Origin of the sequence: Sphingopyxis sp. LK2115, assembly GCF_014595975.1 — a bacterium.
In the GTDB taxonomy this organism is placed as follows: Bacteria; Pseudomonadota; Alphaproteobacteria; order Sphingomonadales; family Sphingomonadaceae; genus Sphingopyxis.
The window spans coordinates 1-26897 of record NZ_JABWGQ010000039.1 but is presented as its reverse complement, the minus strand read 5'-3'; the positions used below and the strand labels follow the sequence as shown (position 1 = coordinate 26897).

Here is a 26897-nt window from a genome sequence, read left to right as displayed (position 1 = left end):
AAAAGATGACGCCCGGCCGGCGGGAGGGGGTGCAGGCCGGGCGCCGCTGTCAGCCGGTCAGAAAGAGAAACCGGCCGAGACCTTTACCGTACGCGGCGGATTGCCGCCAACGCCGATCCCCGAAATCTCGCGATAGATGGTGGGGCTGGACGGCGTGCGCGTGTTGTCTGCCGGATTATTGTTATAATCCACATAGTTGCGGTCATTGAACAGGTTGATGATGTCGAGCCGCAGGCGCAGCCGCGATTCGTCGCTGATAAAGCGGAACGGAATATATTTGATGATCGCAAGGTCGAACTGGCGCAGGCCCCAGCGGTCGCCATTACCCTTCGCCTCGTTCGAAATGACGGTGCGCGATGGATTGACCCCCCCGGTATTCACGAACGCCTTGAGATAGGGCGGCGACGCAAGGGTGAACTTGCCCGACAACGTGACCCCGATCGGCAGATCCACCGAACCCGCGGCGACGAAGCGGTGCTTGCGCACCCCGGCCGACCGCGCAAAATTATAATCTTCGACCGACGGGAAATCGAGGCTGAATACCTCGCCAAAGTTCCGGTTTTCCTCGGCTTCGGTATAGGTATAGGTCGCCGCCAGGCTCCACGGCGATGCCGCCGTGTAGTTTTTCACCAGCTTGAGATAGCCCGTGTCGGCGCGCGTTTCGAGCCCGTTGGTGCCGATGATGATCGACCCGAAACCCGGCGGCGCAAAGCCGAAGGGCGAACTGGGCGCGGCGGGCGCCGGCGGAAAGAAGCTGCCGTCGGGGCGCCGGTTGCCGAGCAGATAGGCAAATCCGTCCTTGCTCTCGACATGGCTGTAACCGACTTCGGCCTCGAAAAGCGGCGTCACGCGGGCGCGCAGTCCCAGGCTGAACTGGTCCGAATAGGGAACTTTCAGCTTGTTGGTGATGAAACGCAGCTCGCGCCCGCCGCCCGGCCCGGCCTGCGCCAGCAATTGCTGTCGGCCGGCCTCGGTCAGATAGATGGGATCCCAGGTAACGCAGGTCGGCCCCGGCGCGCAGCTGTTATAGGGATCGCCCGTGTTGAAGTTGAAGGTGCGGGTCGTGAACGAACCGACGCTGATTTCCTGCTGCAGGAAATCGAACTGGTTGCGGTCATAAGAGCGGCCGAACCCGCCGAAAAGCACGAAACGCGCCTCTTCGTCGAGTTCATAGCTGAAACCGATCCGGGGCTGCCAGGCGCCCTTGAACGCCTTGCGCTCCGACCCTGTGGAGATGAAATCGTTGATGTCGTAATCGGCGTTGATCAGATTGGGATAATTAGCGGGCGAAACGGCGTTCACCGCATCGGCGGGGTGGACGAAGTCGAGATAGGACGGCGTCCGTTCATAATCCCAGCGCACGCCAAGATTGAGCGTCAACCGGTCCGTCACCTCCCAATCGTCCTGAAGATAAATGCCGAACTGCCAGTTATCCGAGCTGACGATCGGGTTGCCGTTGCCGGTTTGCGCACCGAACTGGAGGCGATAGGGAATATCGTCGTTGAAGCTGCCACCGTTCGGATTGAAAGCGGTATTATAGGTATAAACAGGATTGAAATTGTTGAGCTGGAGCGTGTTCAGCTCGACCCATTTCGACTTTACGCCGAACTTGATCGTGTGCCCCTCAAATCCCGTCCAGGTAAAGTCGTTCTGGATGGCCCAGCCCTTTTGCCCCTTGTCCTGATAGTTGGCGCTGCCCCCGATGCGCAGAATGTCGGCACGATCGATGACCGCGGGATTGCTTGCATTCGGCGCCGCATAGGCGAACAGGCTGCCATTGCCGAAGACGACCGGCGTCGGCGCCCAGCGCACATCTTCATAGGTGAGCTTCAGGTCGTTGATCCAGTTGTCGGCGGTGTGTTCCCAGCGCGCCGTGCCGCGATATTCGATCACCTTCTGCGCACTGATCGTGTCGCGCGCGTTGATCCCGCTGCTCAGAAACTCGCCGCTCTCGCGCCGGTGTCGTCCCGACAATTCGATCAGATCGCTCGATGTCGGCTGAAAGCTCAGCTTGCCGAAATAAAGATCCTCGTTGAAGGTCGCGTTTGTCGGGCCGAAAACGCCCTGATACTCCGCCGGAAAATAGGACACCGGCAGGTTGAAGCCGGGCGTGATGTCGCGCGGATTTTCCTGGCGCTTACCTTCGTAGGTCACGAAGAAATGCAGCATGTCCTTGATGATGGGGCCGCCCAGCGCACCGCCGAACTGAAAATCCTTGGTCTTGACCTTGATGCCGGTGAGTTCGTTGGGGCGACGATCACGCAGGCTCTGATCGGTATAGTCGACAAAGGCTTCGCCATGGAACTCGTTGGTCCCCGACCGCGTCACCGCGGTGATCGCGACCGAGCTTACCTGATCGAACTCGGCCTTGTAGTTCGATGAAATAACGCGATATTCCCCGACCGCGAGCTGCGGGAACGGGTTGCCCTGCGTCGAATCCTGGCCCGAAATGCCGTTCTTGAGCACGAAATCCTTTTGCCCGACGCCGTCGATGAAGACGTTCACGGTGCTGCTGTTCTGCGCGCCGCCCTGCAGGCGCGACTGGTCGTTGCCGCCGGTCACGAATTGCACACCGGGGGCAAGGTCGGCAAAGGCCAGGAAGTTGCGATTGTTCTGCGGCAGCACCTCGATCTGGCGCTGGCTGATGTTGGTGCCGACCTCGCCGCCTTCCATCGAGCGGAGACGCGTGCCGGTGACGATGATCGCGCCATCGTCGGCCGAGGCGATGTCGGGCTGCGAGAAATCGAAGTCGAGCACCGCGCTCTGCCCGACCGACAGCGTGAATTCATCGGTCCGGCGCACACCGCCCGGCGTGGTGAGTTCGAGGCGATAGGTGCCGACGGGAAGCGAGGCGATGTTATAGCTGCCGTTTTCGCCGACGGCGACGCTGCGCGTCAGGCCGGTTTCCACATTGATCGCGGTCACTTGCGTCACGCCGCCTTCGGCCTTGACCGTGCCGCGCAGCGACGCGTTCGACACCTGTGCGTGGGCGGGCGCGGTGACCGCGACCGCCATGGCGGCGGCAGCACTGCTCCACGCCAGCGCGGCGGCGAGCGAGCGCGCCCGCGACCGGCGCGCAACCTTATTCCGAACATCATGCGAAAACGTCACAGCATCCTCCCTTTTTGCCCCGACCCTTCCCGCCTTCGCCTTGTGCGCCGCCCGGCCTTGCCACCGGACCGCGACGAATCGCGGGAAACTCCTGTCGTCGTTTTTTTGATTTGTAACCGGTTTCACGATCACTGTATAGGGGGAAGCGACACAGGATGACGAAATCGGGGACCAGCCGGTTTTTGGCCGTTTTTGGCCAATCCGCGTGAGAATCTATAAAGCCGATAGACTGGGAAGGACGAATCATGCCGCCGATTTCGCGCAATCTGACAAGCGCCACGCTCGCCACGCTGCTGATGGCCGGTTCGCTGGCCCCTGCGCCGCTGGCGGCCGCCCCCGCGGCGACCGCCAGCGACAAGGCGCCGGTCGATGCGGCGAGCTGGCAGCGCGCCGATCCCGTGATGGACCGCTTCATCGCCGATCTGATGGCGAAGATGACGCTCGACGAAAAGATCGGCCAGCTCACGCTGCTCACGAGCAACTGGGAATCGACCGGTCCGACGATGCGCGACAGTTACAAGGAGGATATTCGCGCCGGGCGGGTCGGGGCGATCTTCAACGCCTATACCGCCAGATATACGCGCGAGCTGCAGGCGCTCGCCGTCGAGGGGACGCGGCTCAAAATCCCGCTGCTCTTCGGCTATGACGTCATCCACGGCCACCGCACCATCTTCCCCATCTCGCTTGGCGAAGCGGCAAGCTGGGATTTGGCCGCGATCGAAAAAGCGGCGCGAATCTCGGCAATCGAGGCATCGGCGGAGGGTATTCACTGGACGTTCTCGCCGATGGTGGACATTGCGCGCGACCCGCGCTGGGGCCGCATTTCGGAAGGCGCCGGCGAGGATGTCTATCTGGGCAGCCAGATCGCAAAAGCGCGTGTGCGCGGTTATCAGGGGAGCGACCTGTCGCGTCCCGACACGATCCTCGCCACCGCCAAGCACTTTGCCGCCTATGGCGCGGCGCAGGCCGGGCGCGACTATCACACCGTCGATATTTCAGAGCGCACGATGCGCGACGTCTATCTGCCGCCCTTCAAGGCCGCCGCCGAGGCGGGTGCGGCTACCTTTATGACCGCCTTCAACGAATATGATGGCGTCCCCGCATCGGGCAGCCGCTATCTGCTGACCGACGTGCTGCGCAAGCAATGGGGGTTCAAGGGATTTGTCGTAACCGATTACACGTCGATCAACGAAATGGTGCCGCACGGCTATGCCAGGGATTTGAAACAGGCGGGCGAACAGGCGATCCATGCCGGGGTCGATATGGACATGCAGGGCGCGGTTTTCATGGAAAATCTTGGCCGTTCGGTCGCCGAGGGCAAGGTCGATACCGCGCGCATCGACGCGGCGGTCAGGGCGATCCTCGAAATGAAATATCGCCTCGGCCTGTTCGATGACCCCTATCGCTATTCCGACGAGGCGCGCGAAAAGGCGACAATCTACAAGCCCGAGTTCCTCGCGGCCGCCCGCGACGTCGCGCGCAAGTCGATCGTCCTTCTGAAAAACAGGGATAATGTCCTGCCGCTGGCCGCCACCGCAAAGTCCATCGCGGTGATCGGGCCGCTCGCCAACAGCAAGGAAGATATGATCGGCAGCTGGTCGGCCGCGGGCGACCGGCGGACGCGGCCGGTAACCTTGCTCGAAGGGTTACAGGCCGGGGCGCCCACCGGAACGACGATCGGCTATGCCAGGGGCGCAAGCTATCATTTCGACGATGCCGGCAAGACCGACGGCTTTGCCGAAGCGCTCGCGCTCGCCGCCAGGTCCGACGTTATCATCGCGGCAATGGGCGAACATTGGAATATGACCGGCGAAGCCGCGAGCCGCACCTCGCTCGACCTGCCCGGCAATCAACAGGCGCTGCTCGAAGAGCTCGAAAAAACGGGCAAGCCGATCATCCTGGTGCTGATGAGCGGGCGGCCGAACAGCATCGAATGGGCCGACAGCCACGTCGATGCGATCGTCCAGGCCTGGTATCCGGGCACGATGGGCGGGCATGCGGTCGCCGATGTGCTTTACGGACGATACAACCCGTCGGGAAAGCTGCCGGTGACCTTTCCGCGCAATGTCGGGCAGGTGCCGATCCATTACGACATGAAGAACACCGGCCGCCCGATCGAGCTTGGCGCACCGGGCGCCAAATATGTCTCGCGTTACCTCAACACGCCCAACACGCCGCTTTATCCCTTTGGCTATGGTCTCAGCTACACCAGCTTCACTTACTCGCCCGTCACGCTCGACAAGGCAAAGATCCGACCCGGCGAACCGCTGACCGCGAGCGTCACCATTACCAACAGCGGTGCCCGCGATGGCGAGGAAGTGGTGCAGCTTTACGTCCGCGACCTCGTCGGATCGGTGACGCGCCCCGTCAAGGAGTTGAAGGGTTTTCAGAAGATCAGCCTGAAGAAGGGCGAGAAACGCACGGTCCGTTTCACACTGACCGACGCCGACCTTGCCTTCACGCGCCAGGATATGAGTTGGGGCAGCGAGCCCGGCGCGTTCAAATTATGGATCGGCCCTTCGTCAGCCGAAGGCTCCGAAGCCAGCTTCGAGCTGACCGAATAGGGCGTGCGCGGTGACGATCCGCATATCGCTCGCGCTCGCGCTGCCGCTGGCCTTTGTCGCCGCGGCGGGCGCGCAATCCCCTGCCCGGCCGAACATCGTCTTCATCATGTCGGACGATCACGCCTATCAGGCGATTTCGGCCTATGGCTCGGAATTGTCGAAACTGGCGCCGACCCCGAACATCGACCGGATCGCCAAAAATGGCGCGATCTTTACCCAAAGCTTCGTCGGCAACTCGCTCTGCGGTCCCAGCCGCGCGACCTTGCTCACCGGGCGGCACAGCCATGCGCACGGATTCCGGCAGAATGGCAACCAGTTCGACAACAGGGTCTGGGTCTGGCCGCGCGCATTGTCGCAAGCGGGCTATGCCACCGCGATGTTCGGCAAATGGCACCTCAACTATTCGCCCGAAGGCATCGGCTTCGATGACTGGAAGGTGCTCGACGATCAGGGCGAATATTATAACCCCGACATCATCACCCCCAAGGGGCGCAGCATCGTCGAGGGCTATGCGACCGACCTCACCACGCAATACAGCCTCGACTGGCTGAAGAATGGCCGCGACAAGTCGAAACCCTTTGCGATCCTGATCCACCACAAGGCGCCGCACCGCAACTTCATGCCCGCGCTGCGCCATGTGCAGAAATATCGGGGCGTGACCTTTCCCCTTCCCGCCAATTATTTCGACGATTATGCGGGCCGCAAGGCCGCGGCGATGCAGGAAATGAACATCTACCGCGACATGTATGAAGGGCACGACCTCAAGATGACCGTCGCGAAGGGGTCTGCGCAGCTTCGCTACAATCGCTGGCCGGGCGCTTTCGACCGGATGACGCACGCACAGCAGGCCGAATGGGACGCGCTGATGCAGGCGGACAATGACCGCATGAACGCCGCCAACCTTTCCGGCCGCGACCTCGCCATCTGGAAATATCAGCGTTACATGCAGCAATATCTGGGGACGATCGCCGCGGTCGACGAAGGCGTCGGCGCGCTTCTCGATTATCTGGAGGAAAGCGGCCTCGATCAGAATACGGTGGTCGTCTACACCTCCGACCAGGGCTTTTTCCTTGGCGAGCATGGCTGGTTCGACAAGCGGTTCATCTATGAAGAATCGATGCGCACGCCTTTCCTGATCCAGTATCCGGGGCATATCCGCCCCGGCACGCGTATTGCGGCGCCGATCCAGAATATCGATTATGCACCAACTTTCCTCGACTTTGCCGGGGTAAAGGGGGCGGAAACGATCCAGGGCCGCTCGATGACGCCGCTGCTGACCGGGCGCACGCCGCGCGATTGGCGCAAGGACGTCTATTATCATTATTATGAGTTTCCGGGATTTCACGCGGTCCGCGCGCATTACGGCGTGCGCGGCGAACGCTACAAGCTCGTGCGCTTCTATGGCCAGGACCTGGATGCGTGGGAGTTTTACGATTTGAAGGCCGACCCGAACGAGATGAACAATCGGATCGACGACCCGACGATGGCGGCGCCGATTGCCGCGATGAAAAAGCGGCTCGTCGAACTCCGCCGCGAATATGGCGACACCAGCGGTCCCGCGATGCGCTGACCGCCATGGGGGCACGGAGGCAGGGCCGCGACGAAGGCCGCGTCCGCGCCGGCCGATCAGTTCGCCGCGTCGATCGTGAAGCGGCTGTTGGACAATTGCAGTTCATCGCCGCAATGGCTGCACGCGGCAACCATATGCAGGTCATGGCCGCACGGGCGATGCGTCAGCAGCAACGGTGGTCCGCGCTCGTCGGCGAACCAGCGATCGCCCCATTGCAGAAGCGCGAGCAATACGGGATAAAGATCGCGTCCCTTGGCCGTCAGCCGGTATTCGACGCGGTCGGCGTGGCTCGAATAGCGAACGGTTTTCAATATCCCCTGTCGCACCAGGCGATCGAGGCGACCCGTCAGGATGTTCGTCGCCATCAGCGTATCGCGCTGAATATCGTCGAAGCGGTTGATGCGTGTGAACATCGCGCGGACGACAAGCGTTGCCCAGCGGTCGCCGAACAGCTCGATCATCGTATCGACCAGCGGCCGCCCGCCGGGACGCCGCGCAACGACCGCGCCGTTGAAGCGGCGGCGCTCGTAATGGGGGACGACCTGCGCCAGCCCTGGCCCTTCGCGCCAGTCGACATCACGCGGATCGATCTCCGCGCGGCAGTGCGCGCATACCGGAACCGGCTCGGTGGCGTGGCCGCAGCTGGCATGGTGAAGCTGGACCTGGAAGTCCCGGCTGTCGGCTTCCCATTTATGCTGCCAGCGCAGCATCATCAAAGCGTTGGGAAACTGGTCGCGGCCCTTTTGGGTCAGGACATAGTGGAAGCCGCGCCCACCCTTTTTGGGCACTTTCGCAAGGCAATCCTCTTCGACAAGCTTCTTCAATCGTCCATTGACCACCGAGCGCGCAAGGCCCGTGCGACGGGTGAATTCGTCAAAGCCATGGGTGCCGAGGAAGGCCTGTTCCATCAGCAGCAGCACCGGCACGTCGCCGACGACATCGAGCGCACGCCAGATCGAGCAGGCCCTGATGGTGCGGTCATGTTTCAATGGCTGCCCTCGCTGAATCGGTCACCCCGGCGAAGGCCGGGATGACTCATTAGGACAGGGAGGCCCCGAATTGAAACGATAAGCTCAAAACCGCCCGGTCAGCTGCACCGCGATCGTGCGCGGACGGTCGACAATGCCATTATAGGCATTGCCCGCGCCCCTGGTAATCGTCGTCGCCAGCGGCATCGAGCTTGCGGTCTGCAATATCCGCTGATTGGTCAAGTTGCGACCGATCAGCGCGACCTCCCAGCGATCGTCGACCTCGGCCAGCGCCAGCCGCGCGCCGAGCTTTACATAACCGTCCTGATGCGTGCGCGGGTCAAGGTTTACCGCGGCAATATAGGATGACGAAAAGTCGGCGTTGACATTGAGTGCAATCTTGATGTCGCTCGTCACTGGCGTCGTATAATCGACGTTCAGATTGCCCGACCATTCAGGGCTCAATGCGTTGCGCTGCCCCGAATAGTCGCAAAAACCGTTCGGTCCCGGCGTCTGGAGATAATAGCATTGGCCGTCGGTGAAGTTGGTGAATTTGAAGTCGAGATAGGCGACCGCGCCGCTGATCGTCAGTCCGGGCGCGAGCGCGGCGCGGAAATCGGCTTCGACGCCTTGCGTGCGCGCTTCGGCGGCGTTGCGGACGTTGAAGTTCAGCGTGCCGTCGAAGATATTGACCTGAAGATCCTTGTAATCGGTGCGATAGAAAGAGACGTTGAACGCGACACTGCGCCCCTTGTATTTCAGTCCCGCCTCGAAATTGTCGGCGCTTTCGTCTTCGAAGATGAAGGCTCCCGGCCGCGCGACGGTCGTTGAGGTCGGGAGCGAGTTCGACCTGATATCAAAGCCGCCCGCCTTCGTGCCCCTGGCATAGGAGGCATAGAGCATCAGATCGTCGGTCGCGTCATATTGGACGTTGACCATGGGGTTGAAGCTGTCTTCGCTGATCTTGCCCGAAATGCTGTGCGCCTCGATATTGAGCGCGCGGAACACCGCCGCAACAACCGGCCCGGGCGCGGTGCTGAGCGGTCCCTGCACGATCGCCAGCCTGCGGCTGCCGCTCTTCTTTTCATGGTTGAACCGCGCGCCTGCGGTGATGCGCAACTGGTCGGTTACCGACAGTTCGCCTTGCGCAAAGGCCGAGATCAGGTCCGATTTCTGTGTGTAGTCGCGATCGTTGCTGGTGTCGCCCAGCGCGTTGAACGGTGCCCCGAGCGCAAGGAAGGTCGGATTGAACAGGGTGAAATCCTGCACGTCGAGTTTCGCGTGCTGGTAATAGACACCGGCGATATAGTTGAACGCTTCGGCGCCCGGCGAGGTCAGCCGCAGTTCCTGGCTGAACTGGCGATAATCCTCGCGCAAATTGGTGCCGTCGAGGAAGCTGATGCCCGAAAAATCGACGTCGACAATCTCGCGCGTCTTGTAATCGAGCAGCGACGAAACCGATGTCAGCGTGTGATCGCCCAGTTCGAGATCGGCGTTCAATGTCGCGCCGAACACCTTGTTCCTGCTTTCATACCCATTGTCCTCGCGGACAAAATCGGGATCGGTGCTGACAAAGAAGGGACCCTGGAACACGGCGTTGTAATTGCCGACCGCGCCGAACACATCGCGTGGCTGGCCCTTCATCTCGAAATCGGCATATTCGAGTTTCAGTTCGGCGGCGAACGGCCCGCCCTTGTCAAACTCTAACTTGCCGCGGACATAATATTCATCGACGTTGGGCTCGTCGCGGTCGAGCTTTTGGTTATGGAAATAACCGTCCATCGAACGGTGATAGCCGACGACGCGCGCCTCGACCCCGTCACTCAACGGCCCCGAAAGCACGCCGGTCAGCTGCAATTCCTTGTGGTTGAACTCATACAGACCGCTCACCCAGCCTTCGAGCGCGTCGGTCGGGCTGCGTGTCGTGATGTTGACCGCCCCCGCGATCGCATTCTTGCCAAACAAGGTCGGTTGCGGCCCGCGCAGCACCTCGACGCGCTCCATGTCGACGAGCGGCAGGCGCGACAGCTGGTCGCGCCCGTAATAGACGCCGTCGACGAACATCGCGACCGACTGTTCAAACCCCTTGTTGTCGCCCGACGCGATACCGCGGATCGCGATGCGGTTGGCGATCGCGGTCTGGGTGATTTTCAGGTTCGGGACCGACGAGGAGATTTGTTCAAGGTTGGTCTGTCCGTAATTTTCGACCTGCTTGCCGCTGACCGCCGAGATCGAGATCGGCACATCCGACAGACCTTCCGCCCGCTTTTGCGCGGTGACGATGATTTCCTCTAGCCCGCCCTGATCGTCGGCAGCGGGCGCCTGCTGGGCAAAAACAGCGGCAGGGCTGACAAGCGCGGATGCGGCACACAGCGCCACCAGATGCGTTTTCATAGACACTCTCCCTCCCAAGACCGTCGGGTTGGCTCCGCGACATATTCTGACCTTGCGACTCATACTGGATTTAAGTATCGTTATGCAAGTAAGATAATTGGGGAGAGCATGATAGTGCCGAACCACGGCCTTCCACCCGCCTTGACGCGCAATTTGCGGCTGCCCGCGATCGCGGCGCCGATGTTTCTGGTGTCGGGACCGGAAATGGTGATCGCCGCGTCGCGCGCCGGGGTGATCGGCAGCTTCCCCGCCCCCAATGCGCGCACCTCGGCCGATCTGGAAGATTGGGTGGCCCGGATCGACGCGGCGCTGTCGGACGATCCCGACGCCGCGCCATGGGCGATCAACCTGGTCGTCCATCCGTCGAACAGCCGCCTGCCCGAAGACCTGGCCTGCGTCGTGCGTCACAAGGTGCCGCTGGTCATCACGGCGCTGGGCAGCCCCGCGCGGGTCGTCGAGGAAATCCACGCCTACGGCGGACTGGTCTTCGCCGACGTCAATTCGGTCGGCTTTGCGCGCAAGGCCGCCGCTGCCGGGGTCGACGGCCTCGTCCTCGTCGCCGCGGGCGCGGGCGGCCACACCGGCGCCACCGCGGGTTTCGCTTTCGTCGACGAGGTGCGCCAATTCTGGGACGGACCGCTGGTGCTGGGCGGAGCGATCTCGACCGGCCACGCGGTGCGCGCCGCAGAGATTCTCGGCGCCGACCTGGCCTATCTCGGCACCGCGCTGATCGCCTCCGCCGAAAGCATGGCGGTGCCGGGATACAAGGATATGGTCGTTGCGGCGGGCGCCGAAGACATCGTGCCGTCGAGGGGCATTACAGGGGTAACCGCCAACTGGCTGAAACCCAGCCTGATCGCTGCCGGATACGACCCTGCGAATATGCCCGAGGACAAACGCCCGAACTTTTCCGACGCGCAGGACGATGCCAAGGCATGGAAGAATGTCTGGTCCGCCGGCCAGGGCGTCGGCGCGGTGCGCGCGGTCGAACCCGTCGCCGCAATCGTCGACCGCCTCGTTTCCGAATATGATGCCGCCGCCGCAAGGCCACGCTTTGCCGCCGCTGAAGGAGCCATCGCATGACCGCCGAGCTTGTCGAGACGATCGCATCGACGATCCAGCCGAACGACCATCCCTATATGCAGGGCGCGTGGCGACCCACTTACAATGAATGGAACGCGATCTTCGCCAATGGCGATGCCGAGGTGATCGGCAATATCCCGACCGATATCGACGGCGTCTATGTCCGCACCGGCGAAAATCAGATCCACGAACCGATCGGTCGTTATCACCCCTTCGATGGCGATGGCTTTATCCACGCCATCAGCTTCAAGAATGGGCGCGCCAGCTATCGCAGCCGCTTCGTGCGCACCAAGGGGTTCGAGGCCGAGAAAGAAGCCGGCCGCTCGCTGTGGGCCGGCCTCATGGAGCCGCCGCACAAGTCGACGCGACCCGGCTGGGGGGCGCAGGAGTGGCTCAAGGATTCATCGTCGACCGACGTGGCGATCCATGCGGGCAAGATCATCTCGACCTTCTATCAGTGCGGCGAGGCCTATCGGCTCGACCCCTTCACGCTCGAACAGTTCGGCACCGAAAGCTGGGTGCCGCTCGACGGCATTTCGGCGCATTGCAAGGTCGACTTGGCCACCGGCGAACTGATGTTTTTCAATTACTCGAAGCACGCGCCCTATATGCATTATGGCGTCGTCGGCGCAGACAACAGGCTGAAACATTATATCCCCGTGCCGCTCGCCGGGCCGCGCCTGCCACACGACATGGCCTTCACCGAACATTACACGATCCTCAACGACATGCCGCTTTATTGGAACGAGGAGCTGCTGAAAAAGAATCTGCATGTCGTGCAGTTTCATCCTGACCAGAAGACGCGCTTTGCGATCATCCCCCGGCATGGGCAGCCCCAGGATATTCGCTGGTTCGAAGCCGAACCGACCTACACGCTCCACTGGCTCAACGCCTGGGAAGAAGGCGACGAAATCGTCCTCGACGGCTATTTTCAGGAAGAGCCGATGCCAAAGTCCTATCCGAATGCGCCCGAAGGGCTGGAACGGATGATGGCCTATCTCGATCAGGGGCTGCTCAAGCCGCGCCTTCACCGCTGGCGGTTCAACCTCAGGACCGGCGCAACGAAGGAAGAGCGGCTCGACGATCGCGATCTTGAGTTCGGGATGTTCAACCATCGCTATGCGGGCAAGCCCTATCGCTATGCCTATAGCGCGATCCCGGAGCCCGGCTGGTTCCTGTTCCGCGGTCTTGTCAAGCACGACCTGGTGAACCGCACGAGCGAGGACTATCAATTCGGTCCCGGCCGTTTTGGCAGCGAGGCGCCCTTTGCTCCGCGGGTCAACGCGAAAGACGAGGACGACGGCTATCTCGTCTCCTTCATTGCCGATCTTGAAACCGACACGTCCGAATGCGTGCTGATCGACGCCAAAAACATTGCGGCGGGGCCGGTGTGCCGGATCATCCTGCCCGAACGCATCTGTTCGGGGACGCACAGCATCTGGGCAAGCGGCGACGATATCGGCATGGGCGAAAACAGCGTGCTGGCCGCCTGAGATGATCGTCGCGGGCGAGGACAAAAGACGACGCTATCGGCAAAGCGGCTGGTGGGGCGATCAGAGCTTTGCCGACCTGTTCGCGGCCAATGCGGCAGCGCATCCACAGCGGCTCGCGCTGGTCGATGCGCCGAACCGCGCGGATTTCGCCTTTGGCGCGCCGCAGCGGCTGAACTACGCCGAACTGGCCGCAGAGGTCGACCGACTGGCCGGCGCGCTCGTCGCGGCCGGGATCGGCAAGGACGATGTGCTGCTGGTCCAGCTCCCGAATATCAGCGAGTTTGTCGCGCTCTATTTCGCCGCAGCAAAGATTGGTGCGATCGTCAGTCCGGCAGCGGTGCAATATCGCAGCCATGAACTGAAAGGCATGATCGGTGTCGTCGAACCGAAGGCCTTCGTCTGCGCCACGCAGGTCAAGGGCTGCGACCATGTCGGCGTTGCACGGACGTTGCTGGGCGACGTCCGGTTGATGACCTTTGGCCCCGATGCTCCGGTAAATGCGCTCGATCTTTCGGCGGCCAGGGGCGACCCGCAAGCCCTCGCCGCGCATATCGCCGCGCACCCCGTCGATGCCGACGACATCTTCACCATCTGCTGGACCTCGGGCACCACCGGCGTGCCCAAGGGCGTGCCGCGCAGCCACAACCACTGGGTCGCGGTCGCCGCCGCCGGATATGAGGCAATGAAGGTCGGGTCGGGCGACGTGCTGCTCAACCCCTTTCCGCTCATCAACATGGCAAGCATCGGCGGCATCACAATGTGCTGGCTGACCAGCGCGGGGACGATGGTGCTGCACCACCCCTTCGACCCCGGCGTGTATCTGAAGCAGATCGCGACCGAGCGGCCCAGCCTGACGATCGCGCCGCCCGCGGTGCTCAACATGCTGCTCCAGAATGAAGCGCTGCTCGCGTCGGTCGACCTCTCCAGCCTGCGCGTCATCGCATCGGGCTCGGCGCCGCTGGCGCCCGCAATGGTGCGCGGCTTTCAGGAAAAGCTGGGCATCATCATCGTCAACGTCTTCGGGTCGAACGAGGGGATGAGCTTCATCACCGGCGAAGGCGACATGCCCGATCCCGACAAGCGCGCCAGCCTGTTCCCGCGCCGCGGCCAATATCCGCCGCCCTATGGCACGGGCCGCGCCGCAAACATCGAAAGCCGCCTCGTCGTCCCCGGCGGTGTTGATCCGATCGAGGCGGACGGCGTGCCGGGCGAATTGCAGATTCGCGGCCCCAGCCTGTTCGAAGGCTATCATAACGCCCCCGAACAGACCGCCGCCGCCTTCACCGACGACGGCTGGTTCCGCACCGGCGACCTGTTCGAGATCGTCGAAAATGGCGATTTCTACCGCTTCGTCGGACGCTGCAAGGATCTGATCATCCGCGGCGGGGTGAATATCTCGCCAGAAGAGATTGATCAGCTGCTCGGCGGGCATCCGTTGCTTGCCGAAGCCTGCGTCTTTTCGCTTCCCGATCCGACCATGGGCGAGCGGATCGGGCTTGCTTACGTCCCGCGCGGCACCGAAAATGTCCGCCTGTCGGATGTGACCGAATATCTGCGCGAAAAGGATCTCGCGGTGTTCAAACTGCCCGAACGCCTGTTTCGCTTCGACGCGCTGCCGCGCAACGTCACGGGCAAGGTGATGCGCAGCGAGGTGCGCGAAGCGGCGCTCGCCACTCTTGAAAAGGAAGCCTGACATGGCGAAGGACGTGTTCATCCTTGGCGGGGCGCAGACCGACTTTGCGCGCAATATGGAACGCGAGGGCGGCGGGCTGTTCGAATTGTTCCGCGACGTTGCCGAGGCGGCGTTCGCCGCGACGGGCATCGAACCCAGGGAAGTCGACACCGCCCATGTCGGCAATTTCGTCGGCGAACTGTTCGCGGGGCAAGGCCAGCTCGGCGGTTTCTTCGGCCACGTCCACCCTGACCTCGCGGGCATTCCGGCATCGCGCCACGAAGCCGCCTGCGCATCGGGCAGCATCGCGATCCTCGCCGCCGCGGCCGAGATCGAGGCCGAACGCTACGGCCTCGCGCTGGTGCTTGGCATCGAGCTGATGCGCAATGTCCCCGGCCAGCGCGCCGCCGAATATCTTGGCGCCGCCGCCTGGGCAGGTCGCGAAGCGCAGGAGGCGCGTTACCTTTGGCCGTATATGTTCGCGCGCGTTGCCGAGGAATATGAGGAGCGTTTCGGACTCGACCGCGCGCACCTGCGCGGCATCTCCGCCAACAATTTCGCCAATGCCAAGAAGAACCCCTATTCGCAAACGCGCGGCTGGGCGATCACCGACGAGCATCTTGGCGAAAATGATGAACTCAATCCGTTGATCGAAGGGTCGCTTCGCAAATCCGACTGCGGGCAGGTGACCGACGGCGCCGCCGCCATCTTCCTCGCCTCGCGCGAGGTCGCCGAAGCCTATGCCAGGCGCCGCGGCATACGGCTCGACCACATTCCGCGGATCAAGGGATGGGGCCATGCCACAGCGCCTTTGCTCTACTCGACAAAGGTTCAGAATAGTCGCGGCCAGGACTTTGTTTTCCCCAGCGTGCGCAAGGCGATGATGGATGCGTTGCGGCGGGCAAAGATGCCCGACATCCATGCGTGCGACGGGGTCGAGGTGCATGATTGTTTTTCGATTACCGAATATATGGCGATCGACCATTTCGGGATCACCAAACCGGGTGAAAGCTGGCGCGCCATCGAGGACGGCACGATTGCGCTCGGCGGGAAGCTGCCGGTCAACCCGTCGGGGGGGCTGATCGGGCTGGGGCATCCGGTCGGCGCCACGGGGGTGCGGATGCTGCTCGACAGCTGGCGGCAAGTCACCGGCAATGCAGGCGATTATCAGGTCGAAGGGGCGCGCAACTTCGCCACCTTCAACGTGGGCGGCAGTGCGACCACGGCGGTCAGCTTCGTTGTCGGCATCTGATGTGGCCGACGTATTCCTCTATGACGCCGTGCGCACGCCGCGCGGCAAGGCGCGGCCCGACGGCGGCCTCGCCGGACTGACCCCGCAAGAATTGGTGCGCCAGCAGGCGGCGGCGCTCGCGGCGCGATGCGGCGAGGCCGCCGCAAACCCGGACGCGCTGATCCTCGGCTGCGTCACACAGGCGGAGGCGCAGGGCGGGCATATCGCGCTCGTCGCAAAGCTCCACGCCGGCCTGCCCGACACCACCGCGGCGCACAGCATCAACAATTATTGCGCTTCGGGGCTCTCGGCGATCGGCCAGGCGGCCGCAAAGGTCGCGAGCGGCGAGCTCGACGTGGCGCTGGCGGGCGGGGTCGAATCGATGAGCGCGACGCCGTTCCTGAGCGACCGCGCCGCCTTCTATACCGACGACAGCCTGCCGCCGCGCGCACGCTTCGTCCCCCCCGTGCTAGCCGCCGACCGGCTTGCCAACGCCGAGGGCATCACGCGCGCCGATCTCGATGAAGCGGCCCTCGCCTCGCAGCAAAAGGCCGCGGCCACCGACATCGATGCCGCGCTCCAGAAGTCGCGCATCGCCACCGGTCCGCTTTCCGCCGAAGAGTGCATCCGCCCGCAAACCACCGCGGAATCGCTGGCCAACGCGCCGCCAGCGTTTGGAGAATTGCAGCAGCAATATACAGCGGCGCTTGAAGGCAACAGCTTCGCTCCGCTGCACAGCATCGCCCACGCGCCGCCGATCTGCGACGGCGCGGGGCTGGCGCTCGTCGGCGCCGCCGGGCTTGCCTGTCCGCCCCGCGCGCGCATCGTCGCCTTTGCCGAAAGCGGCGGCGATCCCGCCGCGTCGCTCACCGCGGGTTTTGCCGCGATGGACAAGGTGCTGGCGCGCGCCGGGCTGACACTCGGCGACATGGATCGGATCGAGTTTATGGAAGCGTTCGCGGTGACGATCGCCAAGTTCCTGCGCGACCGCGACGCCGATCCGGCGCGCGTCAATGTATCGGGCGGACATCTGGCCAAGGGGCACCCGATGGGCGCCAGCGGCGCGATTCTGGCTTCGACCTTGCTCGATGCGCTCGATGCATGCGGCGGGACATACGGGCTGGTCGTGCTCACCGGCGCGATGGGTGTCGGCGCGGCGATGGTGGTGGAGCGGGTCGGGGTGTAACATTTGTCGAGATTCCGATCCTGTTGGTCCACCGCGGCCCGCGGCCAGGGTGCAAGGACGCGCCATCACCCCCATCCCGCTTCGCCTGATCGCTTCGCGATGAGCCTGCCTGTCCTTTGCCCATCAAGGGGGCGGGTCGATCCGCTCCCGACAAATCCCCATTGCGCCTGCGCCGCATTGCGCTATGGGGCGGCGCGTGCGGGGCGTGCCCCGCGCATGATCGCGCCGGTGCCCGAAAGGGCTTAATAGGGAACGCGGTGGGCGCGCCGGAAGGCGCACCGCAACCGAGGCTGTCCCTGCAACTGTAAGCGGCGAGCGCGATGCACCGTTCGGGCCCAAGGTCCGAACAGCCACTGGGGCAACCCGGGAAGGCGTGCATCAAGCCCTGACCCGCGAGCCAGGAGACCTGCCGGCGTGGGTCGCTCACTGCCATGGTCCAGGGAAAGGCCGCGGCACGGAGACATCCGTCGAGCGACGACCAAGCGGCTGGAGCCGCTTCGATACCGGCGTCGCGGGATTTTACGCCGCTTGCGACAAAGGCATCGGTCGATCGCAGCCGCGTTTCGACAGGCTCCGCCTTCGTTGCCGGCGTGCGGGAGTCTCCCATGTTCAGATATTCGACCATTTCCTTGATCGCCCTTGCCGTCGCGACGCCCGTTGCGGCACAGGACAACGCCCCCGATGCCGACAACATTGTCGTCACCGCATCGGGCATCGAACAGCCAGGCGACGAGGTCGGCCAGGCGATCACCGTGATCGACGCCGACACGATCGAAACGCGCCAGACGATCGACATCGTCGACCTGCTCGCGACGACGCCCGGCATTCGCTTCAACCGCACCGGCACCACCGGCGCGGTGACCGGCGTGTCGATCCGCGGCGCCGAAACAACGCAGACGCTGGTGCTCATCGACGGGGTAAAGGTCAACGATCCCAGCGGCATCGGCGACGGTTATGATTTCGGCCATCTGCTGACCGGCAATATCCGCCGCATCGAAGTGCTGCGGGGTTCCAACTCGGTCGTGCATGGCAGCCAGGCGATTGGCGGCGTGGTCAACCTGATGACGGCGACACCGGCCGGGGGCTTTGCCGCCAGGGCGTCGGCCGAATATGGCTATAGCGACACGGTGAATGCAAAGGCCGATGTATCGGGCACCTCGGGCGGGGTGTCGGGCGGTGTCGGCGCGGCTTACTTCCGCACCGACGGCATTTCGTCGGCAGCGGTCGGCACCGAACGCGACGGATATGAAAATATCGCGGCCAATGCGCGGCTGAAAATTGCGTTCAGCGATGCGCTAAGCCTTGATCTGCGCGGCTATTACATCAACGCCGACCTCGATTATGACAGCTTTTTCGGCACCCCCGCCGACAGTGCCGACGTCGCCAGGCTCGACCAATATGTCGGCTATGCCGGGCTCAACCTCGGCCTCTTCGACGGCCGCTTTACCAGCCGCGCCGCAGTGACGTGGATGCGCAACGAGCGCGATTATTTCTTCGTCCGCGGCACCGACCCCGACTTTGGTTACCAGGGCACCAACCTGCGCTTCGAATATCAGGGGGTCGTGACGCCGGTGGAAACCGCCAGGCTGGTGTTCGGTTACGAGCATGAACGCCCCGACTATGACTTTTTCGGCTTTGGTTCGACCGACAGCCAGCGCGCCAATATCGACAGCGTCTATGCGCTGGGCATCGTTCAGCCGATCACCGGCCTGTCGCTGTCAGGCGGCGTGCGCCACGACGACCACAGCCAGTTCGGCGGCGCGACGACCTTTGGCGCCAACGCCAACTATTCGCCCAACGGCGGCGCCACCAATGTCCGCCTGAGCTATGGCGAAGGGTTCAAGGCGCCGTCGCTCTTTCAGCTCTACGACAGCTTCAGCGGCAATGCCGCGCTGCGTCCCGAACGGTCGAAAAGCTATGACGTGGGGATCGACCAGAGTCTCGCCGACGGCCGCGCGCTGGTCTCGCTCACCGCCTTCCTGCGCAACACGACCGACCAGATCAACTTTGACAATTCGACCTTCACCTATGGCAATATCGACCGCACGCGCGCCAAGGGGATCGAAGCGACGCTTGCGTTGCGCCCCGTCGATGCGCTGAACGTCGCCGCCTCCTACAGCTATATCGACGCGCGCGACCGTTCGGGGCGGCCCGCCTTCGACGGCAAGCGGCTGCCGCGCCGCGCCGCCCATGCGGTCAGCCTGTCGGCCGATTACGACTGGTCGTTCGGCCTGTCGGCCGGGGCGACGATCACGATGGTCGGCGACAGTTTCGACAATGCGGCGAACACGGTGCGGCTCGACGGCTATGCCATCGCCGGGGTGCGCGCGTCCTTCGCCATAACCGATCGGATCGAAGTCTATGGCCGCGTCGATAATCTGTTCGACGCCGATTATGCGACCGCGTTCAACTATGGCAGCTATGGCCGTGCCGCCTATGGCGGGGTGCGGGCGCGGTTCTGACGGCGCGGCGCTGCCGGTTGCGGTCGGCAGCGCCGCTGCGGCGGGAGACGAGCATGGACGGGACAAAGCCATGAAGGCGGTGAAGCCGCTGCTGATCGGCGCGGCGCTGCTTGGCGCCGCGGGGGCGCTGTCAGCGGCGCCGGCCGATGGGCGCTTCCCGCGCCAGGACGGCGCGCCGCAACGCATCCTGTCGCTGAATCTTTGCACCGACCAGCTGCTGCTCGCGCTCGCCGACCGTGACCAGATCGCGGGCCTGACGCACAATGCGACCGACCCCGGCATGTCGGCGGCGTCCGCGCTCGCGCGCGGCCTGCCGCTGCACCGGGGTTCGGCCGAACAGCTACTGGCGGCCAACCCCGATCTCGTCGTGGGAATGCCGGCCAGCGGCAGCGCCGCCCTCGCCGCGCTGCCCGACGCGCGCTATCCGGCGCTCGATGTGGCGTTCGTCAACAGCCTTGATGACATTTACCGCGCGATCCGCCAGACCGCCGCCGCGGTCGGCCATGGCGAACGCGGCGCCGCGCTGATTGCCGACATGCAACGCGAAATCGCCGCGCTGCCGCGTCGTGGCCGCGGGCGCGTCGCGGCCTATTATCAACGCCGCGGCTATATGACCGGCACCGGCACGCTGGTCGATGATCTGATGACGCGCGCGGGCCTCGTCAATCTGGCGGCGACGCTCGGCAAGCCGCCGCTCGCGCAGGTGAGTCTGGAGGAGATGGTGGCCGCCGACCCTGATTTCCTGATCGTTGAAAGCGCGACCGACACGGTGACCGATCAGGGCAGCGAAATGCTCCACCATCCCGCGCTCGACCATATTCCGCGGATCAGCATTCCACAGGCGTGGACCGTGTGCGGCGGCCCCGCCTATGTGCGCGCCGCACGCAGCATCGCGGCGCAGATCGCGCGGCACGACGGCGCCGACGGCGTATGAGCCGCCTCGTCCTTCCCCGCTGGTCGCTGATGACCGGCCTTGCGACGCTCACCGTCGCAGCGGCCATCGCATCGCTGCTCTTCGGCCCGGTCGAGCTGCCGCTCGGCCGCCTGTTTGCCGCGGCGACGGGCGGCGGCGACCGCATCGCGGCGATCATCCTGTTCGAACTGCGCCTGCCGCGCACGCTGCTTGCGCTTGCGATCGGCGCGATACTCGGGCTCGCGGGCGCGGCGTTGCAGGGTTATTTGCGCAATCCGCTCGCCGAACCCTCGGTGCTGGGCACGTCGAACGCCGCCGCGCTCGGCGGTGTCGCCGCGCTCTATTTCGGGCTGGCCGATCTGCACCCGGCGATGCTGCCGCTGCTCGCGACGGGCGGCGCGCTCCTGTCGCTTGCGCTGCTCGTCCTGCTGGCGGGCAAGGCCGAAAGTCCGCTGACGCTCATTCTTGCGGGGATCGCGGTGAGCGCGCTCGCGGTCGCTGGAACCAGCCTCGCGCTCAACCTGTCACCCAATCCCTTTGCCGCGATGGAGATCATGACCTGGCTGCTCGGCAGCCTTGAGAACCGCTCCTTCGGCCATCTGTGGATCGCGCTTCCCTGTATCGCGGTCGGCATGGCGATGCTGCTGTGGAACGGCCGCGCGCTCGATGCGCTGTCGCTGGGCGAGGATGCGGCAGAGGCGCTGGGGACCGACCTTCGGCGCACGCGCGCGCGGCTGCTGCTCGGCACCGCGATCGGCGTCGGCGGGGCGGTCGCGGTGTCGGGCGCGATCGGCTTTATCGGGCTGATCGTCCCGCACCTCGTTCGCCCGTTCACCGACCGCAGCCCGTCGGCGATCCTGCTCCCTTCGGCGATCGGCGGCGCGGCGTTGCTGACGCTCGCCGACATCGGCGTGCGCGTCATTCCGGCGACCAACGAACTCAAGCTCGGCGTCGTCACCGCTTTTCTCGGCGTGCCGGTCTTCCTCGTCCACCTGTTGCGGGAACGGCGGCTGTGGTGACCCTCGCGCTCGATCGGGTCAGCGTCGCGCTTGGCCGCCGTGCGGTGCTGCACGACATCAGCGCCGCCTTTGCGCCCGGCACGCTGACCGCCATCGTCGGCCCGAACGGCGCGGGCAAGTCGACGCTGGTGCGGGCGCTGCTGGGCCTTGTTTCCGTAAGCGGATCGGTGCGGGTCGATGGCGTCGAAGCCGCCGCGATACCGCGCGCCGAACGGGCCCGCCGCATCGCCTATGTGCCGCAAGGACAACTTCTGCACTGGCCGCTGACCGTCGAGCGGCTTGTCGGACTCGGCCGCCTGCCGCACCTTGCCCCGATGTCGCGGATCGGCGCGACCGACCTTGCGGCGATCGAACGCGCGATGGCACGCGCCGACGTGCTGCACCTGCGCGACCGGATCGCGACGGAATTGTCGGGGGGCGAGCGCGCGCGGGCGATGTTCGCGCGCGCGCTGGCGGTCGAAGCGGCGGCGCTGATCGCCGACGAACCTCTCGCCAGCCTCGACCCCGGACACCAGATCGACGTCATGGACCTGCTGCGCGCCGAGGCGGCGGCCGGCGGCACGGTGATCGCGGTGCTGCACGACCTCACCATGGCCGCGCGCTACTGCGACCGGCTGCTGCTGATCGACGGCGGGCGGGTCATTGCCGACGGCACGCCGGGCGACGTGCTGACGGCGGAGCGGCTGCGCGCAGTTTATGGCATCGACGCGCGCATCGAAAAGGGCGGCGCCTGGCCCGCCATCACCACGATCGGTCGCGTGCGTCCGAGCGGCTGATCCTGATCGCGCCGGACACCGGGCCGCGCATCACCCTGGCATATATTGCGGCCAGAAGCCGGGGTCTGGATCGACCTGTTCGACGACGTCGACCATGACGCCCGCCGGATCGCGGGTCATGAAACGATGCTGTCCCCACGGCTCGCGCGTCAGCGGATAGTCGATCGGCGCGCCCGACGCAGTCAGCCGGTCGTGCACGGCCGCGACATCGCCAACCTCGATCGTCAGGATCATGCCGCGGCCCTCGAAAAGCTCCGGTCCTGGCGGATTCGACGGATGGTCGGGCGTCATGAAGGCCAGCGTCGCGCCGCGCGCGCCGTCTTCGCCCTCGCCGACCAGATAGAGAAACCAGTCGGCCTCGAACGCGACCGCAAAGCCAAAATGGGAGACATAGAAATCGCGCACCGCCGCCAGCCTGGCCGTCGTGATCAAGGGGTAAAGGTCGCGCACCTTCATCGTCGCATCCGATCCCGTCCGATGGATATATGGATGCCCGTCCGGTTCGTGCGACCCAGGACAGACCGGGGAGACGAGGGAGTGAGGAACCGGCCGGACATCCATTGGCTGCTTATCGGGCGCCGGGGCGGTGGCTCAACTACCTGGCGCGTAATCAAGCTCGCGTGGAATGCGCCATCAATAACCCGCCTCGACCGCGAGCCGGATCGCATCGGCGGTCGTATCCAGTCCGAGCGAGCGGAGCAGCGCCGAGCGATGCATCTTGATCGTGCGTTCGGACAGGCCGAGTTTCCACGCGATCTGCTTGTTGAGCAAGCCTTCGGCCATCAGCAGCAGCACTTCGCGCTGGCGCTGCGACAGCGCGGCAATGCGCGCGCGCGCCGCGTTGCGCCGGTCGTCGCCGCGGTCTTCGCCGCCATCGACCTCCATCTGCGAGCCGAGGAAATATTCAAGCTCGCCATCGGGGCCGAACAGTGGCGCGACCAGCACCGCGTTGCGAAAGGGCGTGCCGTCCTTCTTATAGTTCAATATCTCAACCAGCGCCGCGCGGCGGTCGCGGATCGCGCGGCGCAGTTCGGCACTGAGTTCGGCCTCGGTGTCGGGGCCGGTCAGAAAGCGGCAATTGCGGCCGATGATTTCGTCGCGCCGGTATCCGGTGAGCGCGGCAAAGGCGTCGTTGCATTCGACGATGGGATTGTCGGGAAGATGGGGATTGCTGATTACCGCCGCGATGGGGCTGGTCGCGATCATCGCCTTTAACGTCATGTCGCCCTGACCTCGCTCCTGCCACTGTAACCGACCTGCCCGATGGTGCATCTTGTTGCAAGGCGCGTGCGCCGGGCAAGATGCGCCGATGTTCCCGATGAAGACGTCGCGCGCGCCAGAGCGTTCCACGCGTCCCCCATCCCGGTTACGGCCTCGCGCCGCGCGGACGCCCGCCCGGAGCGTGCGATAATGCGCGCCGCGATTGTGGGCGCCGGAATCGCCGGGCTGGCGTGCGCCGACGCGCTGCGCGCGGCCGGAGCGAAGGTGACCTTGTTCGACAAGGCACGGGGTATCGGCGGTCGGATGTCGACGCGGCGCGCGACAACGCCGCACGGCGAGATCGCCTTTGACCATGGCGCGACCCATTTCACGGTGCGCTCGTCCGGCTTTCGCGCGCGCGTCGCGCAGTGGCAAGCCGACGGATGCGCGCGCCCCTGGCTCGACGCCGGGCAGGATGCGTGGATCGGCGTCCCGACAATGAACGCGCCGTTGAAACATATGGCCCAAGGGCATGATGTCAGGCTGGGAGCCGCAGTCACCGCCCTGTCGCGAACCGATGCCGGATGGTTCCTGCACCGCGAAAGCAAGCGCAGCGGCCCGTTCGACATCGCCGTGGTGGCGATTCCGGGCGAGCAGGCGGCGCCACTGCTCTCGCTCCACGATTTCGGCATGGCGCGCGCCGCCATGACCGCGCATTCGCGCCCGATATGGAGCGCGATGTTCGCCTTTGGCCAGCCGCTCGGCACAACATCGGCCTTTATCCGCGGCGCCGCGCCGATCGTCTGCGCAGTGCAAGGCAACGCACGCCCGCAGCGCGCGGCCGCCGAACATTGGGTGGTGCAGGCCGACTGGAACTGGAGCGAAGCGCATCGCGCGGACGATCCGGCGGTCGTCTGCGACCTGTTGCTATCCGAACTCGGTGCGCTCATCGGCGAACCGCCACCCGAACCCTGTTTCGCTGCGGCGCAGCGCTGGATGTTCGGCCAGCCGTCCGGGAGCGAGCTTGGCCATCTGTGGAACGATGCGATCGGTCTCGGCGCGTGCGGCGACTGGTTGACGCACGGCTTTGTCGAACATGCGTGGCGCAGCGGTCACGACCTCGGCGCGGCGATTGTCACTGCGCGCGCGCTGGCGGGTGTCGAGCGGTGACGGCGTCGTTGCTCTGGCTGCGCCAGGACCTGCGCGTCCACGATCACCCCGCCCTGCTCGCGGCGATCGCCAACGGCGCGGTGATTCCGGTCTTCATCCTCGACGATGACACGCCGGGATCGTGGAAGATGGGCGCGGCGCAGCGCTGGTGGCTGCACCACAGCCTGCGCGCGCTCGATGCAAGCCTTGCCAAGCGCGGCAGCCGGCTGATCCTGCGGCGCGGCGCAGCGCATGAGGAACTGGCGCGACTGGCCCGCGAAACCGGCAGTTGGCGCATTCACGCCACCTATGCCTATGAACCGTGGTGGAAGGAAAGCGAGGAGCGCCTGCCCGTCGGCATCGAACTGGTCCTGCACAACGGCAACTATCTTGCCGCGCCGGACCAGATCGTCAACGGCCAGGGCGCGCGCTATCGCGTCTTCACCCCATGGTATCGCCGTCTGCTCGAACATATGCCGCCCGCGCTCCCTCTGGCCGCGCCGGGTGCTGTTCCGGCACCGGACCGCTGGCCGCGCTCGGACGATCTCGCTGATTGGGGCTTGCTGCCAACGCACCCCGATTGGGCGACGGGATTCCGCGCTTGGTGCCCCGGCGAAAAGGGCGGATGGCGCGCCGCACGCGACTGGCTGGCCGCGATCGGCGACTATAAGGCGCGGCGCGACTTTCCCGCGCAGCCCGCGACCTCGCGCCTGTCGCCGCACCTGCATTTCGGCGAAATCTCGCCCCGCGCGCTGTGGCATGCGATCGGCGAGCGTGACGATGCCGGGGCGGAATCCTTTCGTTCCGAACTGGGCTGGCGCGAGCATGGAATCAACCTGATCGACCAGATGCCCGATTATGCCGACCGCAACGGGCGCAACCTGTTCGACCGGTTCGCCTGGCGGACGGGCGCCGAAGCCGATCGCGACTTTGCCGCCTGGACGCGTGGTCGCACCGGCTATCCCGTGGTCGACGCCGGAATGCGCGAACTGTGGCAGACGGGGTGGATGCACAATCGGGTGCGGATGGTCACCGCCTCCTTCCTCGTCAAACATCTGCTGATCGACTGGCGGCGCGGCGAACGCTGGTTCTGGGATACGCTGCTCGATGCCGATCTGGGTTCCAATGCGATGAACTGGCAATATGTCGCGGGCACCGGCGTCGACGCGCCGGTCTTTTCGCGGATCATGTCGCCGGCGCTGCAATGCGAACGGTTTGCGATGGCCGATTATGTCCGCGCCCATGTCCCGGAAATTGGGCATTTATCCGACGCCGAGATCGCGGCGAGCCATGGCCGGGACAGCGGCGCGCCGGGCTATCCCGAACCGCTGATCGGCCATGAAACGGCGCGCGCGCGGGCGCTCGCCGCGTGGGAAGCGGCACGAAGCTGACATACCGCCCAAAGGACAGGTCGCGGCATCCGCGCGCACGGCCTAGCTTCCATCCTGCCCCATCCCCCGGGGTGCGACATTTGGAAGGATGTACAATGGCTATTTCCCGTATCGCGCTCGCGCTCGCCGCGGCCACCATGATGGCCGGTGGCGGCGCAGCCCTTGCCACCAACCCGATGGTCGGTGGCGCGGCGATGTATGAAACCAGAAATATCGTCGAAAATGCCGCCAATTCAAAGGATCACACCACGCTGGTCGCAGCGGTGAAGGCCGCGGGGCTGGTCGATACCCTCGCCTCGCCCGGCCCGTTCACCGTGTTCGCGCCAACCAACGACGCCTTTGCCAAGCTGCCCGCCGGCACGGTCGAGACGCTGCTGAAACCCGAAAGCAAGGCGGCGCTGACCGGCGTTCTGACCTATCATGTCGTGCCGGGTCGGCTGACCGCCGCCGACATCGCCGCGCAAGCCAGGGCGAACGGCGGCAAGGCGGTGTTGACCACCGTTCAGGGCACGACGATCACCGTCTGGGAAAAGAACGGCGCCTGGTATGTCACCGACGCCAAGGGCGGCAAGGCAAAGATTGGCCCCGCCGACGTCATCCAGTCGAATGGCGTGATCCATGTAATCGACGCCGTGCTGCTGCCCGGCTGACCGACCGTCCCGTTGCGGCCACGCGGCGGCGGCGGCGCGTGGCCGCCTGGGGCAGTTCGTGTCCC

General features: G+C 64.7%; 19 protein-coding genes and 1 riboswitch. Of the genes, 14 read left to right on the top strand and 5 right to left on the bottom strand.

Annotated elements, in window-relative coordinates:
- Positions 1-57 precede the first annotated feature (57 nt).
- Positions 58-3111 (bottom strand): TonB-dependent receptor domain-containing protein, encoded by a 3054-nt coding sequence (locus tag HUW43_RS06730; RefSeq protein WP_188236665.1) that lies wholly within the window; start codon positions 3109-3111, stop codon positions 58-60.
- A gap of 245 nt (positions 3112-3356) precedes the next feature.
- Between HUW43_RS06730 and bglX the strand changes: the two genes are divergently transcribed.
- Both bglX and HUW43_RS06720 read left to right on the top strand, forming a co-directional pair.
- The gene (gene bglX, locus HUW43_RS06725) at positions 3357-5675 is read left to right on the top strand and encodes a beta-glucosidase BglX (RefSeq protein WP_188236664.1); all 2319 of its coding nucleotides are present in this window, start codon (positions 3357-3359) and stop codon (positions 5673-5675) included.
- Positions 5676-5685: 10 nt separating this feature from the next.
- Positions 5686-7245, top strand: coding sequence for a sulfatase (locus HUW43_RS06720; RefSeq protein WP_317450835.1), 1560 nt, complete (start codon positions 5686-5688; stop codon positions 7243-7245).
- A gap of 56 nt (positions 7246-7301) precedes the next feature.
- Here the strand turns inward: HUW43_RS06720 and HUW43_RS06715 are convergent, their stop codons facing one another.
- Together HUW43_RS06715 and HUW43_RS06710 are read right to left on the bottom strand one after the other, a co-directional pair.
- Positions 7302-8234, bottom strand: a complete 933-nt coding sequence (locus HUW43_RS06715; protein WP_188236663.1) for a winged helix-turn-helix transcriptional regulator — start codon at positions 8232-8234, stop codon at positions 7302-7304.
- A gap of 84 nt (positions 8235-8318) precedes the next feature.
- Positions 8319-10607 carry a TonB-dependent receptor gene (locus HUW43_RS06710; RefSeq protein ID WP_188236662.1) on the bottom strand — a complete coding sequence of 763 codons (2289 nt, stop codon included), beginning with the start codon at positions 10605-10607 and terminating at the stop codon, positions 8319-8321.
- A 108-nt stretch (positions 10608-10715) separates the two neighbouring features.
- Between HUW43_RS06710 and HUW43_RS06705 the strand changes: the two genes are divergently transcribed.
- The 9 genes from HUW43_RS06705 (at position 10716) to HUW43_RS06665 (ending at position 22442) form a co-directional block, all read left to right on the top strand.
- Positions 10716-11690: an NAD(P)H-dependent flavin oxidoreductase gene (locus HUW43_RS06705; protein ID WP_188236661.1), complete on the top strand. Its 975-nt coding sequence runs from the start codon at positions 10716-10718 to the stop codon at positions 11688-11690.
- Positions 11687-13183, top strand: a complete 1497-nt coding sequence (locus HUW43_RS06700; RefSeq protein ID WP_188236660.1) for a carotenoid oxygenase family protein — start codon at positions 11687-11689, stop codon at positions 13181-13183. The genes HUW43_RS06705 and HUW43_RS06700 overlap by 4 nt, the downstream gene beginning before the upstream one ends.
- Before the next feature lies 1 nt (position 13184).
- Positions 13185-14876, top strand: coding sequence for a class I adenylate-forming enzyme family protein (locus HUW43_RS06695; RefSeq protein WP_188236659.1), 1692 nt, complete (start codon positions 13185-13187; stop codon positions 14874-14876).
- A gap of 1 nt (position 14877) precedes the next feature.
- Positions 14878-16107: an acetyl-CoA acetyltransferase gene (locus tag HUW43_RS06690; RefSeq protein ID WP_188236658.1), complete on the top strand. Its 1230-nt coding sequence runs from the start codon at positions 14878-14880 to the stop codon at positions 16105-16107.
- Between the two features lies 1 nt (position 16108).
- Entirely contained in the window at positions 16109-17272 is a 1164-nt protein-coding gene (locus tag HUW43_RS06685; RefSeq protein ID WP_188236657.1) for an acetyl-CoA C-acyltransferase, read from the top strand.
- A 209-nt stretch (positions 17273-17481) separates the two neighbouring features.
- Positions 17482-17701, top strand: a riboswitch (cobalamin riboswitch).
- A 176-nt stretch (positions 17702-17877) separates the two neighbouring features.
- Entirely contained in the window at positions 17878-19734 is a 1857-nt protein-coding gene (locus tag HUW43_RS06680) for a TonB-dependent receptor plug domain-containing protein (RefSeq protein ID WP_188236656.1), read from the top strand.
- A gap of 70 nt (positions 19735-19804) precedes the next feature.
- Positions 19805-20668: an ABC transporter substrate-binding protein gene (locus HUW43_RS06675; RefSeq protein WP_188236769.1), complete on the top strand. Its 864-nt coding sequence runs from the start codon at positions 19805-19807 to the stop codon at positions 20666-20668.
- Positions 20665-21666, top strand: coding sequence for a FecCD family ABC transporter permease (locus HUW43_RS06670; protein ID WP_188236655.1), 1002 nt, complete (start codon positions 20665-20667; stop codon positions 21664-21666). Before HUW43_RS06675 ends, HUW43_RS06670 begins: the two co-directional genes overlap by 4 nt.
- Positions 21660-22442 carry an ABC transporter ATP-binding protein gene (locus HUW43_RS06665; RefSeq protein ID WP_188236654.1) on the top strand — a complete coding sequence of 261 codons (783 nt, stop codon included), beginning with the start codon at positions 21660-21662 and terminating at the stop codon, positions 22440-22442. The genes HUW43_RS06670 and HUW43_RS06665 overlap by 7 nt, the downstream gene beginning before the upstream one ends.
- 30 nt (positions 22443-22472) lie before the next feature.
- Here HUW43_RS06665 and HUW43_RS06660 read toward each other — a convergent pair whose 3' ends face one another.
- The gene (locus tag HUW43_RS06660) at positions 22473-22898 is read right to left on the bottom strand and encodes a VOC family protein (protein ID WP_188236653.1); all 426 of its coding nucleotides are present in this window, start codon (positions 22896-22898) and stop codon (positions 22473-22475) included.
- Between the two features lie 177 nt (positions 22899-23075).
- The gene (locus HUW43_RS06655; protein WP_188236652.1) at positions 23076-23663 is read right to left on the bottom strand and encodes a PAS domain-containing protein; all 588 of its coding nucleotides are present in this window, start codon (positions 23661-23663) and stop codon (positions 23076-23078) included.
- 189 nt (positions 23664-23852) lie between these two features.
- On the opposite strand from HUW43_RS06655, the gene HUW43_RS06650 reads away from it, so the two are divergent.
- The 3 genes from HUW43_RS06650 (at position 23853) to HUW43_RS06640 (ending at position 26832) form a co-directional block, all read left to right on the top strand.
- Positions 23853-24812 carry an NAD(P)/FAD-dependent oxidoreductase gene (locus HUW43_RS06650; RefSeq protein ID WP_223181345.1) on the top strand — a complete coding sequence of 320 codons (960 nt, stop codon included), beginning with the start codon at positions 23853-23855 and terminating at the stop codon, positions 24810-24812.
- Entirely contained in the window at positions 24809-26182 is a 1374-nt protein-coding gene (locus tag HUW43_RS06645; RefSeq protein ID WP_188236651.1) for a cryptochrome/photolyase family protein, read from the top strand. Before HUW43_RS06650 ends, HUW43_RS06645 begins: the two co-directional genes overlap by 4 nt.
- A 95-nt stretch (positions 26183-26277) precedes the next feature.
- Positions 26278-26832, top strand: coding sequence for a fasciclin domain-containing protein (locus HUW43_RS06640; protein ID WP_188236650.1), 555 nt, complete (start codon positions 26278-26280; stop codon positions 26830-26832).
- Positions 26833-26897: the final 65 nt, after the last annotated feature.

What these genes read in the sequence shown, in the direction of transcription:
- bglX (WP_188236664.1), top strand. Translation starts at nt 3,357, where the DNA reads ATGCCGCCGATTTCGCGCAATCTGACAAGCGCCACGCTCGCCACGCTG.
- HUW43_RS06710 (WP_188236662.1), bottom strand. Translation starts at nt 10,607, where the DNA reads ATGAAAACGCATCTGGTGGCGCTGTGTGCCGCATCCGCGCTTGTCAGC.
- HUW43_RS06705 (WP_188236661.1), top strand. Translation starts at nt 10,716, where the DNA reads ATGATAGTGCCGAACCACGGCCTTCCACCCGCCTTGACGCGCAATTTG.
- HUW43_RS06700 (WP_188236660.1), top strand. Translation starts at nt 11,687, where the DNA reads ATGACCGCCGAGCTTGTCGAGACGATCGCATCGACGATCCAGCCGAAC.
- HUW43_RS06695 (WP_188236659.1), top strand. Translation starts at nt 13,185, where the DNA reads ATGATCGTCGCGGGCGAGGACAAAAGACGACGCTATCGGCAAAGCGGC.
- HUW43_RS06690 (WP_188236658.1), top strand. Translation starts at nt 14,878, where the DNA reads ATGGCGAAGGACGTGTTCATCCTTGGCGGGGCGCAGACCGACTTTGCG.
- HUW43_RS06680 (WP_188236656.1), top strand. Translation starts at nt 17,878, where the DNA reads ATGTTCAGATATTCGACCATTTCCTTGATCGCCCTTGCCGTCGCGACG.
- HUW43_RS06675 (WP_188236769.1), top strand. Translation starts at nt 19,805, where the DNA reads ATGAAGGCGGTGAAGCCGCTGCTGATCGGCGCGGCGCTGCTTGGCGCC.
- HUW43_RS06670 (WP_188236655.1), top strand. Translation starts at nt 20,665, where the DNA reads ATGAGCCGCCTCGTCCTTCCCCGCTGGTCGCTGATGACCGGCCTTGCG.
- HUW43_RS06660 (WP_188236653.1), bottom strand. Translation starts at nt 22,898, where the DNA reads ATGAAGGTGCGCGACCTTTACCCCTTGATCACGACGGCCAGGCTGGCG.
- HUW43_RS06655 (WP_188236652.1), bottom strand. Translation starts at nt 23,663, where the DNA reads ATGACGTTAAAGGCGATGATCGCGACCAGCCCCATCGCGGCGGTAATC.
- HUW43_RS06650 (WP_223181345.1), top strand. Translation starts at nt 23,853, where the DNA reads ATGCGCGCCGCGATTGTGGGCGCCGGAATCGCCGGGCTGGCGTGCGCC.
- HUW43_RS06640 (WP_188236650.1), top strand. Translation starts at nt 26,278, where the DNA reads ATGGCTATTTCCCGTATCGCGCTCGCGCTCGCCGCGGCCACCATGATG.